Here is a 13147-nt window from a genome sequence, read left to right as displayed (position 1 = left end):
GGAAACTAGATCACGCAAAGTCAAAAAAGCGTGAATCGATAACAGCTCAATGCTGCGAAATTGACTCAAGTTGTTGCAAGAGCAGCGCCGCCTGGGTCCGCGTGCGCACCCCTAGCTTCCGGAAGATCGCGGTCACATGGGCCTTGATGGTCGCTTCCGACACGCTCAGCTCATAGGCAATCTGCTTGTTCAACAGGCCTTCACAGACCATGGTCAACACTCGGAACTGCTGGGGCGTAAGACTCGCCAAGCCATCACGGGCGGCCTTGGCTTCGTCAGACACGTTAATTTCTTCAAATGCTTGCGGCGGCCAGGACACATCACCGTCCAGCACCTTACGTACGGCGCTCTGGATATCTTCCATGGCGCTGGACTTGGGGATAAAGCCACTGGCGCCAAACTCCTTGGAGCGAACCACCACGTCAGCGTCTTCCTGCGCCGAGACCATCACCACGGGAATTTGCGGGTATTGCCCACGCAGCAGCACCAGCCCCGAGAAACCGTAGGCGCCAGGCATGTTCAGGTCGAGCAGCACCAAGTCCCAGTCGGATTTTTCGGTGAGGCGGACTTCCAGTTCGGCAATGCTGGCCACTTCAACCAGACGCACATCCGGGCCAAGGCCCAGCGTTACGGCCTGATGCAGCGCACTGCGAAACAGCGGGTGGTCATCGGCTATCAGGATTTCGTATGTGGCCATTGATTAAATGATCCTGTTTTTTATGGCTGCCTTGATGGGTTCAAGGTTCGCCAGTACACAAGGCAACGGCCAGGCAGCCATCGCCACAGGGCACGTTCAACGTCAAAAGCACGTGATACGACGTCGAAAATTCACGGTTGCGCCCCAATCGGCGCCCAGCATGCCCAGCGTAGCCTAGGGGGTCAAGCACTACGCCCGAGGGCATTTTAGCGGGGTGCAGGCTTACAGTGCCATCATGCCAACGTCGCCTGGCTATACCGCGGGTATATAGGGCGCAAGACGGGTATGGACGGCATCGGTCGCATCCAGAGGCATCTGGAACTTGGCGGCCAAGTAATGGGTGCTGAACACATCGAGGTAGGCATCCAGCACTTCGCTGGCAACCCCATCGCCAGCCAACTCCAGGCAGAGCGCTGCGACTTCGGCGGTACAGAAATGATCATCACGTTTGGAGCGGCGCAGTTTGTAGCGTGAGAGCTGCTCGGGCGCCAGGCTCAGAACGGGTAAGTGCTCCAGATACGGGCTTTTGCGGAACATCTTGCGCGCCTCACTCCAGGTGCCATCGAGCAGGATGAACAATGGGCGCTTGCCCTGCGTCACGATGACTTCGTTGACCACCCGTTCCGGCGCCACAAATTCGCCGGGAAATACGATATACGGCTGCCATTGCGGGTCAGCGAGCAGGGTGAGCAAATCCGGCTCGACTTCGGTGCGAGCCCAAGCGAAGGCCGTGGTGTCGTCAATGACGTCGGCGATCAGCCAGCCGGTGTTGCTGGGTTTCATCGGTTCAACATCGTGCATCAGCAGGCACATCGCGGACCGGGCCTCGACTTTCGGGCGCCAGGCACAGAGACAGTACTCGGGAATCACCCGGCAGCCGGGGCAGCGTTCGGCACGGGAGCCTCGGTTGACGAAGGGCTTAATGGCGCGCGCCAGACGCTGGGTACGCAGACGGGAAACGGCATGGCTCATCGGATGCGCCGCAGGAACGGGTAAATCGACACGGATAGAACTCGTGAAAGGCTGAGATGGCCGCAGTTTACCAGCGATACGCCTGGCTGTAGTGGCAAGGGGTCACCTATAATTGCGCGCCACTGAACGCACAGCGCAGTGGCTGGTCTATGCACCAGTAACCGAATCAGGAGAGTTTCATGCTGCGTTCCATGCTGCGCCTTGTCGTCCCATCCATCGCACTTGCGCTGGTATTGCCTGTGGGCGCACATGCGGCCTCGCTGCTGGAGGCCCAGATGAACAGGAAACTGCAAAGCGTCGCGGCAGAAAGCAACAAGGATCTGCCCCGGGAAATCGATGAAAAAACCCTGGAAGTGGCCTACACCGTTGAAGGCATGCAGTTGATCGATCACCTGAGCGTCATGTCCGACCGTGCCGAGCAAATGCGCGCCAACCCCAAGGCTGTGTATTTCCAACTGGGGCAAAGCGTGTGCCTGAACAAAGGCTACCGCGAGCTGATGGCCAAAGGCGCCGTGATGCGCTATGAAATCACCGAGAACAAAACCAACCGCCCTGTGGCTTCGGTAAAGTTCGTGGAAACGGATTGCCCGGCTCCGGCGAAGAAGAAGAAGAAGTAATCCAACCTGACCTTCGCGCGCTGCTATTCAGTGGCGCGCACTCCCCCGCTGCAACGCCCCTCAGACGGCTAGACTCACTGTTGAGCAACCAATAAGCGGTTGCCAGCCAAGGGTTTTTCGGCCCATGATCAAGCCATCCCGACCGCTCGCTCACAGCATTTCTGATGCTGTTCTGTAACATTTTCAGGGCAAAAGAAGGTTGCCCCCTGCGGCAAGCAGCGACACATGCAGTGTCGTAGCCTCCGGCGAACATCTCGTCGGTTACCCGGCCCTGCAAGAAGGAGAAGTTGAATGCCTTACGAACCGAATGACAGCCTGCTCCAGCATTTTGAAAAAAATGGGGCCGACCTCACGCAGCAGGTCGAAGCCCAACTCCAACTGATCGCCCCCGACAGCCCGAATATCCCTCTGTATCGCGACATGATCCTCACCGTGCTGCGCATGGCACAGGACGACCGCAATCGCTGGAATGCCAAGATCACCTTGCAAGCCATACGTGAACTGGACAACGCCTTCCGTGTGCTCGAACAGTTCAAGGGCCGACGCAAGGTCACCGTATTCGGCTCGGCACGTACCCCTGTGGAAAGCCCCCTGTATGCATTAGCCCGGGAAGTAGGCGCAGCACTGGCGCGCTCGGACTTGATGGTGATTACCGGCGGAGGTGGCGGCATCATGGCCGCGGCACACGAAGGCGCCGGCCTGGAGCACAGCCTGGGGTTCAATATCACCTTACCGTTCGAACAGCACGCCAACCCGACCATTGATGGGACCGAGAACCTGCTGTCCTTTCACTTCTTTTTTACCCGCAAACTGTTCTTCGTCAAGGAAGCCGATGGACTGGTGCTATGCCCAGGCGGCTTCGGCACCCTCGATGAAGCACTGGAAGTGCTGACACTGATCCAGACCGGCAAGAGCCCACTGGTACCGGTGGTGTTACTGGATGCACCCGGTGGAGGATTTTGGCAAGGCGCCCTGGATTTTATCCGCAGCCAGTTGGAAGCCAATCGCTATATCTTGCCTACCGATCTCAAGCTGGTGCGGCTGGTGTACAACGCTGAAGAAGCAGTGGAGGAGATCAATCAGTTTTATGCCAATTTCCATTCCACGCGCTGGTTAAAGCGCGAGTTTGTGGTGCGTATGAATCACCCGCTCAGTGATCGGGCGCTGGCCCACTTGCAAAGTGAGTTTGCCAGCCTGCGGCTAAGCGGCGAGTTTCAGCAACTCGCGTATACCGGTGAGGAGCATGATGAAGCGAGGTTCAGCCATTTGACGCGACTGGTGTTCAACTTTAATGGACGAGACCAAGGCAGACTGCGGGAGTTGGTGGATTACATCAATTTGCCGGAGAACTGGGCGCAGGCTCAGGGGAAGACGCAGCAGCGAGTGGCGCCAGAGCCGGCTTGATTTTTTAGAGCAAAAAAAGGCCCACTATTTTCATAGTGAGCCTTTTTTGGTGGTGTTTCAGTGGAAATGGGAGGCGAGCGATTGCGGTGATTGGGGCTGATGCGCAGCCCAGCGCAGGGCAAGCCCGCTCACCACAACATGCTTGCTCTACACAAAAAACCTGCTCACCAATACAAACCCGCAAAAATGACAAGCACGCTCAACACAGTTTCAGTCGTCCATATCTCGGCCGCTGAACAAACGGTTGATCATTTCCATCGAAAACCCGCGGTAACTCAAGAAGCGGCCTTGCTTCGCACGCTCCCGGGCATCAATAGGCAGATGGCCGGAGAACTTGCGACGCCAAGTATCTTCCAACTGCGACTGCCAACTAATCCCGCACTCACGCAACGCAAGGTCGATATCGGCACGCTGCAGGCCACGCTGGCTCAGCTCTTCGCGAATACGCGCAGGGCCATAGCCGGAACGGGCCCGGTAGGAGACAAAACTTTCGAGGTAACGGGATTCCGACAGCAGCCCTTCTTCCGTCAAACGGTCAAGGGCCGTGTCGATCATCTCAGGGTTTGCGCCGCGCTGACGCAGTTTGCGCGTCAGCTCGACTCGACCATGCTCGCGTCGAGCGAGCAGGTCCATAGCAGTGCGCCGAACGGCGACGAGTGTATCCAGCACAACAGTCATCGTTTGCTTCAGACGTCAGTGTCGGCTTCTTCCACTTCTGCAACCGGCTCGCGGTTGGCAGCAGCTTTCACGTCGGGAGCTGCAGTCAGCAACTTGTCGCGGATCTGCTTCTCAAGTGTGGCGGCGATATCCGGGTTATCTGCCAGGAACTTGGCCGAGTTAGCCTTGCCTTGACCAATCTTGCTGCCGTTGTAGGCATACCATGCACCGGACTTCTCGACGAAACCGTGCAGCACGCCCAGGTCGATCATTTCGCCGTTCAGGTAAATACCCTTACCGTACAAAATCTGGAATTCAGCCTGACGGAAAGGCGGGGCCACTTTGTTCTTAACGACTTTAACGCGGGTTTCGCTACCGACAACCTCGTCGCCTTCCTTCACCGCACCAGTACGGCGGATGTCCAGACGGACCGAAGCGTAGAACTTCAACGCATTACCACCGGTGGTGGTTTCCGGGCTACCGAACATCACGCCGATCTTCATACGGATCTGGTTGATGAAGATCACCAGGCAGTTGGCATTCTTGATGTTACCGGTGATTTTACGCAGCGCCTGAGACATCAGACGGGCTTGCAGGCCCACGTGCATATCACCCATTTCGCCTTCGATTTCAGCCTTGGGTACCAAGGCAGCCACGGAGTCGACCACGATCACGTCGATGGCGTTGGAGCGCACCAGCATGTCGGTGATTTCCAGGGCTTGCTCACCGGTGTCCGGCTGGGATACCAGCAGGTCATCAACATTGACACCCAACTTGCCTGCGTATTCAGGGTCCAGGGCGTGCTCGGCGTCGACGAACGCGCAGGTGGCGCCCATTTTTTGCGCTTGAGCAATCACCGACAGGGTCAGGGTAGTTTTACCGGAAGATTCAGGACCGTAGATTTCAACGATACGGCCTTTTGGCAGGCCGCCAATGCCGAGTGCGATGTCCAGACCCAGAGAGCCAGTGGAGATAGCCGGGATCGCCTGACGGTCGTGATCGCCCATACGCATTACGGCACCCTTGCCGAATTGACGTTCGATCTGACCCAGGGCCGCAGCCAAGGCTTTCTTCTTGTTGTCGTCCATTAAAGTCCTCACGTAATCAATAAGGCCGGGGCGGCCAACACCTGTATAAGTAGACAGTATTGTTCCACAAAGATTGGAGATCGCCTACCCCTGATTTTCTATTTCTGCTGCAGCTCGTCGCAACAAGCCCTCAAGCGCGGCCTTTACCGTTTGTCGGCGGACCTCATCGCGGTTGCCCGGGAAGTGCGCGAGCTCGGCCGTGACCTCATCACCCACACCAAAGGCCAGCCAGACAGTGCCTACCGGTTTGTCCGGCGAACCGCCGTCAGGCCCCGCCACGCCGCTGACTGCAACAGCGAATCGCGACAGGCTTTTTTCCTGCGCACCGCGCACCATGGCCTCCACCACTTCCTGGCTGACGGCGCCCACTTTCGGAAACAATGTTTCCGGCACATTCAACTGCCGGGTCTTCTGACGATTAGAGTAAGTGACGTATCCGGCCTCGAACCATGCCGAACTCCCGGGGATCCGCGTAATAGCTTCCGCAATCCCGCCACCGGTGCAGGACTCCGCCGTGGTGACGTGAGCATTGAGCACCTGTAAACGGCGACCCAGTTCGGCGGCCAATTGAGTGATTTCCTTCACGGTCGTCTCCAGAAGTTAGCGGGCATTGGCCTACCCTACAGGAGCAAATACCCCGTGCAAGCGACAGACAGAATGGAGAGACTAGCGGGCGACGGCGCGCATACTTAAAACGGGCAAAGAAATGCCTTCTCCAAGGCGGGCTCCGGGCACGATTTGAGCGGGTTGTGGCAGCGTGATCACCATCAGTTTCATCCTGAAAAAGACGCGATGTCGACACCAGGGCCGAGGTAGAGGGTTTGAGTGAAGGATACGGTCCAACTGATGTAGTCCGTTTCGGCACCACTGAGTGGGGACGGCGCGGCGACGATCGACGTAGGCAAGTCGCACTGATCAGGCGCAAAGCCCCAGCGGTTATCCAAGGCCAGATCCATCAGTTGGCTGGCCAAATCACAGGCGCCAAAGGGCGACGACACGCTCGCAACCGTGGCCCTGAGTGAGACCGACAAGGCCTGTGCCTTGCGCCCTTCAAGGGAATGTTCACCGGGGCCATTACGTTCCACGCTGATCAACACGCGCGTCCTATTCTCGGCATCGGTCAAGGTATGGCGATTGCCTACACGCAACCGTGGAAAGGCGCCCTTCAGCGCGTCCCCGATCGCCAAAGGCAGTTGAGGCGTATTTTTGAGAAGTGTCATTACATTGCGTCCTTGCAACAGTTAATGCTGATCAGGCCCAGAGGGCGGCACTTCGTTGACCCCGATGCGCTTTGCCGCCCAACGTTCATAAAGCCCGATGGCCACGTCAGCCCCCGCCATGGCGGTAAGGCAACCAATGGCGCCGGCGGTCCAGATCGACATGCCGGCGGCGTAGCACAGCATCAGTGCCGAAACCCCGCAGACCATGCACGCGCCGGACCGCAGCGCCAGGCGCCGCATCAGGGACCAACCGCGGGCGCCCTCCTTATCGGCACGCCACATTTCGCCGGATACACCTCCGATCAGGGCCAGTACGATCACCAGCCAGATAGGCATTTCCGCCAACACTTGCAGCTCGTTTGTCATTTCACGCCTCCTGGCTGATCAATGCCGGCAACGTGCCGGCGTTCGGGTAACTCCATGTGTCGGTAGGCATTCCAAAAAGCCCGATTGCCCAGGCTTTTCAGTAATAACCTCCTCAACCCTTCGGCGCTGCTTGCGCGGTACGGATTTTTCCTCGATGTTTTTCCGACCATGATCCATGTCTGCGGGAGAACTGCTTCGGGCTTTACGCTGCACACCCGGACCAGTTGCCAACTCTCTGAACCTTTAAGGCCGGCCTATCTCTGCTTGTCTTGTTGAAGCGATGTCACTAAAAAGCGTCGGCGTCCTTGCCGGTGTTGCCTGGCATCCCTGCCATCGCTTTTGTGGCGTCCTTGCCAATATTGCATGCCTTCCTTGTCTTCCTCAGCAGCATCCTTGCCGCCTCCACCAGACCTCGTTGGCTGGCTTGAGATGAAGAGTATGACTGGATGGATATACAGTCAATGCATTAATGCATTTATTTTCAAAGTATGAATGCGCTAATGCATTTATAGCCCCGTGGGCAAAGGGCTTGACGACTTTTGGCAAGCGGAAAAAAAACCCGCACATCGGCGGGTTTTGTCTTACTTAAGGGAGTTAACGAGCGTACATGCCCCACCAGAACACGTGGCCAAGGATTCTGATCTGCTCATCCTGGATCTCCTGGAAACTGTAGTCCTCATCAGGATGCTCATCACGATTGAAGCTGCGCAGACGAATCCCGGAAGGCAAGCGGTAGAGCTGTTTAACCCGCAGTTGCCCGTTGTGATTGATGGCATACAGGTCGCCATCCACGATATCGCCGATGCCACTCTTACCGGCATTCACCCCGACCGTCGCGCCATCGCGCAATACCGGCAACATACTGTTGCCACGCACCGTTACGCATTTGGCCTGGTCGAACTGCACGCCGTTATGCCGCAAGCTGCGCTTTCCAAAACGCAGGCTGGCTTTCTCGCTTTCCTCGATGACGAATCTTCCTGATCCAGCGGCCAATTCAACCTCGCGCAGAAAGGGGATCGACACCTCGTCCTCATTAACGGGGGTGTCGTCGTCCCAAAGGCTAATGTCCTTGAGTTCCGAATGCATTGGATCTCGCTCGTCATCTCGCGAAACGCCCACCGCCACGCGCCCGCGCAACTGGTCGGTGCTGATGCGGAAGTATTCGGCAATACGGGAAATGTGCTTGTCCGACGGGTCAGCGATCTTCCCGCTGAGGATCCGGGACAACGTGGATTGAGGCACACCGGTACGCCGGTGAAGCTCCGTGGGAGAGATCCGGTCGCGGTCCAGCAGCTCTCTTAAAACGATAGAAACATTGCGTTTTTGCATGACGCGGATAGTGACGGGAGACTTGGAGAATGGCAAATGCTTAATCGCATAAATGATGCATTTTTATGCATTTGACACCCTTTTTACCGCCTAAACGGACTCATCCCAGTGGCGAGACTCCAGTCATCATCGTTCCGCCCTCGAAAGCGGATTCCCTTAGGCTATTTCTAAACGTAAGATCCTTGATACCAAGTCGTGCATAACAGATACAAAAGGAAGAATCTGTCAATGGATACCTAAATGCACGCTAGGAAAATAAAAACTACTCAAGGAAATTTAAGTTTGATCTCAAAATTAACATCAAGAATCATCAGAAAACTTCGAAAATACTCAAAGTTACCTATAAGCTATAAATACAGAAGCTTTTCAATAAACTTGCCAGCGCACCACCTGTTACCTGATTTTCAAAAACAACACCCAAAATATGATAGGTTCTTGCCACACCTAACACGCTACATCAATGACTCAGAAACCATCATAGATATAGGTGCCAATATCGGAGATTCATTAGCGGGCATGGCTGAACAGAATACCACTGCTAATTATATCTGCATTGAAGCTGATGATTCTTTTTACAGGCACTTAGAAGATAATGTCAAAAAAATAAAAACCTCAATAAACCACTTAAAAGTCACTACAATAAAAGCCCTGGTAGGAAAAAACATCTCCAACGTCTCACTTGACGGACAAAACGGGACAAAACACGCGATATTACAAAATGAGGGCGGCCTAAAATCGTCGCCACTGGATGAGCTGATCCCCAATGAATCCAGCATACGCATCTTGAAAAGTGACGTTGACGGGTTCGATTACGATGTACTTGATTCTTCCATGGTAGTTATAAAAAAACACAAACCAATCCTTTTCTTTGAATGCCAATACGATCACGAATACCAAAAATCAGGCTATTTAAAAACGCTCAGCGCGCTTCAGCAGGCAGGCTATTGTGATTGGGTGATTTTTGACAACTTTGGCGAAATCGTCATTCGCACAGGCGAGATGAGCATTATCGTCCAGCTCATAAACTACATCTGGCAGCAAAACACTGGACGCTCTACACGAACAATTTACTACTACGACATTTTGGCAGTCCACAAAGAGGACTCTTCGCTCATAAACAAGGTTCTTGAAGAATACACTTCCCCTTTAACCTGACCATTTGTAGATATCCCCAAGCATGAGCGCCTACAATCCAACTCCGGCTGTCTGCGACCATAGATGCCAACCTTATAAATCTGCGATTACCTGCTTGGCGAACAGGCCTGCACCCTTCAGCTCAGCGCGCAGTAGTAAAGCGAAGATTGGCTAGGCAATGTGCGATATGGAATAACACGGATGACTTCATGGCGAGATCAGAGCTTCTGGAGCAAGGTGCAGACATGCACCCTACTGGCGCTCATTGGGATGTTCACAAGCTACACCGACGCGCACTGGATAGAAGGAGCCTCATCCAATAGTAAGCGGGTCTTCAGCCGAGGCTTCGTTGTGCTCTGCGCAATAGTGGCTGGGATTGAGCTGGCAGTGCTCAACCACTTCTATGCTTCGCCCGGATGAGGTGACCGCGGGGAATGGCCGGCCCTGATATCGTCCCGCCCTTAAATCAAAATGGAAACATCGACGAATGGACTCATGGAAAACGCTGACAATCGCTGTCATTGTGCTGATGGGCAATCAGGCAGTGGCGGCAGAAAATGCCAACCCCTTCGATAAAGCGCTGATGTACTCCACGTTCGTGCCAACCATCTTGGTTGCAGGCACTACTTCTCTCACGACCGAAGCGCCAAAGCTTTTTACATCATCGAAAACCGACGCCCTTGCGTTTATCGGTTCGGACGGCGAAATCCGCGGGGCCGAGTTTGAACGGGCATCTCGGTACTATCATTCGACCTACCCCGCGCCGCTTATGTCCGACATGCAATTGGCCAAGGCTATCGCCGTTTCGTACTGAGAGAGGCGTCCATATTCAGCACAGGCCGAAAGGCAAAAGGGGCGGTGCATTTAAATAAATGCGCGGCCCTTTTTTACGTTTTACCTGGCCGTTTGCGACCTGCGAAGGGCCGACCTCGCGTGTTAACCTTGCGGCCATTGCAAAATCAGCAGGGCCGAGCGCCCCACCTTTGCCCCACTCCTTTCAACGAATTTGCTAACTATCTGATGAGTAAACACACTTCCGATCTGTCCTCCCATACGCCAATGATGCAGCAATACTGGCGCCTGAAAAACCAGCACCCTGATCAGTTGATGTTCTATCGCATGGGCGACTTCTACGAGATCTTCTACGAAGACGCGAAGAAGGCCGCCAAGTTGCTGGACATTACCTTGACCGCGCGCGGGCAGTCGGCGGGACAGTCAATTCCAATGTGTGGGATTCCTTACCATTCGTTGGAAGGCTATCTGGTCAAGCTGGTGAAGCTGGGCGAGTCGGTGGTGATCTGTGAGCAGATCGGCGACCCGGCGACCAGCAAGGGGCCGGTAGAGCGTCAGGTGGTGCGCATCATTACACCGGGCACGGTGAGTGATGAGGCGCTGCTGGATGAGCGTCGCGATAACCTGATCGCTGCGGTGTTGGGCGATGAACGGCTGTTCGGCCTTTCCGTGCTGGACATCACCAGCGGCAATTTCAGCGTGCTGGAGATCAAGGGCTGGGAGAACTTGCTGGCGGAGTTGGAGCGCATCAATCCTGTTGAACTGCTGATCCCGGACGATTGGCCGAAGGACCTGCCGGCGGAAAAACGCCGTGGGACCAAGCGCCGTGCGCCGTGGGATTTCGAGCGTGATTCGGCGCTCAAAAGCCTGTGCCAGCAGTTCTCGGTACAAGACCTGAAAGGCTTCGGCTGCGAAACCCTGACCCTGGCCATCGGCGCCGCCGGTTGCTTGCTCAGCTACGCCAAGGAAACCCAGCGCACTGCCCTGCCGCATTTGCGCAGCCTGCGCCATGAGCGCCTGGACGATACCGTGGTGCTCGATGGTGCCAGCCGTCGCAATCTGGAACTGGACACCAACCTGTCCGGCGGGCGTGACAACACGCTGCAATCGGTGGTCGACCGTTGCCAGACTGCCATGGGCAGCCGTCTGCTGACGCGCTGGCTGAATCGTCCGCTGCGGGATCTGAGCGTGCTGCAAGCGCGTCAAACCTCTATTACCTGCCTGCTGGATGGCTATCGCTTTGAAAAGCTCCAGCCACAGCTGAAAGAAATCGGTGACATTGAGCGGATCCTGGCACGGATTGGACTGCGAAATGCGCGCCCTCGTGACTTGGCACGCCTGCGCGACGCCCTTGGCGCCCTGCCGCAGTTGCAAGTGGCGATGACCGAGCTGGACACGCCGCACCTGCAACAGCTCGCAATCACGGCGGGCACCTACCCGGAACTGGCCGCGTTGCTGGAAAAAGCCATCATCGATAACCCGCCGGCGATCATCCGTGACGGCGGTGTATTGAAGACCGGTTACGACAGTGAGCTGGATGAACTGCAAGCCCTGAGCGAAAACGCCGGGCAGTTCCTGATTGACCTGGAAGCCCGCGAAAAAGCCCGCACTGGTCTCGCCAACCTGAAGGTCGGCTACAACCGCGTGCACGGCTACTTTATTGAGTTACCAAGCAAGCAGGCCGAGTCGGCACCGATCGATTATCAACGTCGCCAGACCCTCAAAGGCGCCGAGCGCTTTATCACACCGGAACTCAAAGAGTTCGAAGACAAGGCGCTGTCAGCCAAGAGCCGTGCCCTGGCCCGCGAGAAAATGCTCTATGAGACCTTGCTAGAAGACTTGATCAGCCAACTGGCGCCGCTGCAGGACACTGCCGCCGCCCTGGCGGAGCTGGATGTATTGAGCAACCTTGCCGAACGTGCGTTGAACCTTGATCTCAACTGCCCACGCTTTGTCAGCGAACCGTGCATGCGCATCGTGCAGGGCCGCCATCCGGTGGTGGAACAGGTCTTGACCACGCCATTCGTCGCCAACGACCTGTCCTTGGACGACGATACACGCATGCTGGTGATCACCGGTCCTAACATGGGTGGTAAATCGACCTACATGCGCCAGACCGCTTTAATCGTGTTGCTGGCGCATATCGGCAGCTTTGTGCCGGCGGCCAGTTGCGAACTGTCCCTGGTAGACCGGATTTTCACCCGGATCGGCTCCAGCGATGACCTGGCCGGTGGCCGCTCGACCTTTATGGTGGAAATGAGCGAAACCGCCAACATCCTGCACAACGCCACCGAACGCAGCCTGGTGCTGATGGACGAAGTGGGTCGCGGTACCAGCACCTTCGACGGTTTGTCCCTGGCATGGGCAGCCGCCGAGCGATTGGCGCATCTGCGGGCTTACACACTGTTTGCCACCCACTACTTCGAACTGACGGTGCTGCCGGAAAGCGAGCCACTGGTGGCCAACGTGCACCTCAATGCCACTGAGCACAACGAACGCATCGTGTTCCTGCATCATGTGTTGCCTGGGCCCGCCAGCCAAAGTTACGGACTGGCGGTGGCGCAATTGGCCGGAGTGCCGAACGACGTGATCGTGCGTGCCCGTGAACACCTCGGTCGCCTGGAAACCACGGCTCTGCCCCATGAAACCGTGGTTACCAGCCCAGCCAAGACCGCCAACAAACCTTCCGCGCCTCACCAAAGCGATATGTTCGCCAGCCTGCCACACCCCGTGCTGGATGAGCTGGCCAAGCTTGACCTGGACGGCTTAACACCGCGTAAAGCGCTCGAAATGTTATATGCACTGCAAGTTCGGATATAACGCAGACGCTTGCAAGCTGGTAGACTCTCGCGCGGTTTGGGATGCTGCGGG

Annotated in this window: 13 protein-coding genes; 5 read left to right on the top strand and 8 right to left on the bottom strand. The window is 56.1% G+C overall.

Annotation, left to right across the window (positions count from 1 at the left end; translation table 11 throughout):
* Window positions 1-46: 46 nt before the first annotated feature.
* Both erdR and LRO94_RS06685 read right to left on the bottom strand, forming a co-directional pair.
* Entirely contained in the window at window positions 47-697 is a 651-nt protein-coding gene (gene erdR / locus LRO94_RS06690) for a response regulator transcription factor ErdR (protein WP_032891760.1), read from the bottom strand.
* A gap of 252 nt (window positions 698-949) precedes the next feature.
* Complete coding sequence (locus LRO94_RS06685) at window positions 950-1669, bottom strand: tRNA-uridine aminocarboxypropyltransferase (protein WP_032891762.1); 720 nt, start codon at window positions 1667-1669, stop codon at window positions 950-952.
* A gap of 179 nt (window positions 1670-1848) precedes the next feature.
* Here LRO94_RS06685 and LRO94_RS06680 point away from each other — a divergent pair, with 179 nt between their 5' ends.
* Window positions 1849-2286 carry a PA3611 family quorum-sensing-regulated virulence factor gene (locus LRO94_RS06680; RefSeq protein WP_095183975.1) on the top strand — a complete coding sequence of 146 codons (438 nt, stop codon included), beginning with the start codon at window positions 1849-1851 and terminating at the stop codon, window positions 2284-2286.
* A 291-nt stretch (window positions 2287-2577) separates the two neighbouring features.
* Entirely contained in the window at window positions 2578-3690 is a 1113-nt protein-coding gene (locus LRO94_RS06675; protein ID WP_032891765.1) for an LOG family protein, read from the top strand.
* A 210-nt stretch (window positions 3691-3900) separates the two neighbouring features.
* On the opposite strand, the gene recX is transcribed toward LRO94_RS06675, so the two are convergent.
* The 6 genes from recX to LRO94_RS06645 all read right to left on the bottom strand — a co-directional run bounded on the left by recX (window position 3901) and on the right by LRO94_RS06645 (window position 8350).
* Window positions 3901-4368: a recombination regulator RecX gene (recX, locus tag LRO94_RS06670; RefSeq protein WP_099601243.1), complete on the bottom strand. Its 468-nt coding sequence runs from the start codon at window positions 4366-4368 to the stop codon at window positions 3901-3903.
* Window positions 4369-4376: 8 nt separating this feature from the next.
* Window positions 4377-5435, bottom strand: a complete 1059-nt coding sequence (recA, locus tag LRO94_RS06665; RefSeq protein ID WP_032891767.1) for a recombinase RecA — start codon at window positions 5433-5435, stop codon at window positions 4377-4379.
* A gap of 84 nt (window positions 5436-5519) precedes the next feature.
* On the bottom strand, window positions 5520-6020 hold the full coding sequence (locus LRO94_RS06660; protein WP_032891768.1) for a CinA family protein: 501 nt from the start codon (window positions 6018-6020) through the stop codon (window positions 5520-5522).
* Between the two features lie 188 nt (window positions 6021-6208).
* Window positions 6209-6655 carry a hypothetical protein gene (locus LRO94_RS06655; RefSeq protein WP_233896970.1) on the bottom strand — a complete coding sequence of 149 codons (447 nt, stop codon included), beginning with the start codon at window positions 6653-6655 and terminating at the stop codon, window positions 6209-6211.
* A gap of 21 nt (window positions 6656-6676) precedes the next feature.
* Window positions 6677-7021: a phage holin family protein gene (locus tag LRO94_RS06650; protein WP_032891769.1), complete on the bottom strand. Its 345-nt coding sequence runs from the start codon at window positions 7019-7021 to the stop codon at window positions 6677-6679.
* 594 nt (window positions 7022-7615) lie between these two features.
* Complete coding sequence (locus tag LRO94_RS06645; protein WP_081797916.1) at window positions 7616-8350, bottom strand: LexA family transcriptional regulator; 735 nt, start codon at window positions 8348-8350, stop codon at window positions 7616-7618.
* A 240-nt stretch (window positions 8351-8590) separates the two neighbouring features.
* Here LRO94_RS06645 and LRO94_RS06640 point away from each other — a divergent pair, with 240 nt between their 5' ends.
* The 3 genes from LRO94_RS06640 (at window position 8591) to mutS (ending at window position 13096) form a co-directional block, all read left to right on the top strand.
* A complete protein-coding gene (locus tag LRO94_RS06640; protein ID WP_179179462.1) occupies window positions 8591-9505 on the top strand; it encodes an FkbM family methyltransferase in 915 nt (304 codons plus the stop codon).
* A gap of 466 nt (window positions 9506-9971) precedes the next feature.
* Entirely contained in the window at window positions 9972-10298 is a 327-nt protein-coding gene (locus tag LRO94_RS06630; protein WP_179179463.1) for a DUF2388 domain-containing protein, read from the top strand.
* A gap of 206 nt (window positions 10299-10504) precedes the next feature.
* A complete protein-coding gene (gene mutS, locus LRO94_RS06625) occupies window positions 10505-13096 on the top strand; it encodes a DNA mismatch repair protein MutS (RefSeq protein WP_179179464.1) in 2592 nt (863 codons plus the stop codon).
* Window positions 13097-13147: the final 51 nt, after the last annotated feature.

The sequence above is a fragment of the Pseudomonas sivasensis genome (genome assembly GCF_021391435.1).
GTDB classification, from domain to species: domain Bacteria; phylum Pseudomonadota; class Gammaproteobacteria; order Pseudomonadales; family Pseudomonadaceae; genus Aquipseudomonas; species Aquipseudomonas sivasensis.
Note: the sequence above shows the minus strand (reverse complement) of the source record. Positions and strands in the feature narration are given on the sequence as shown.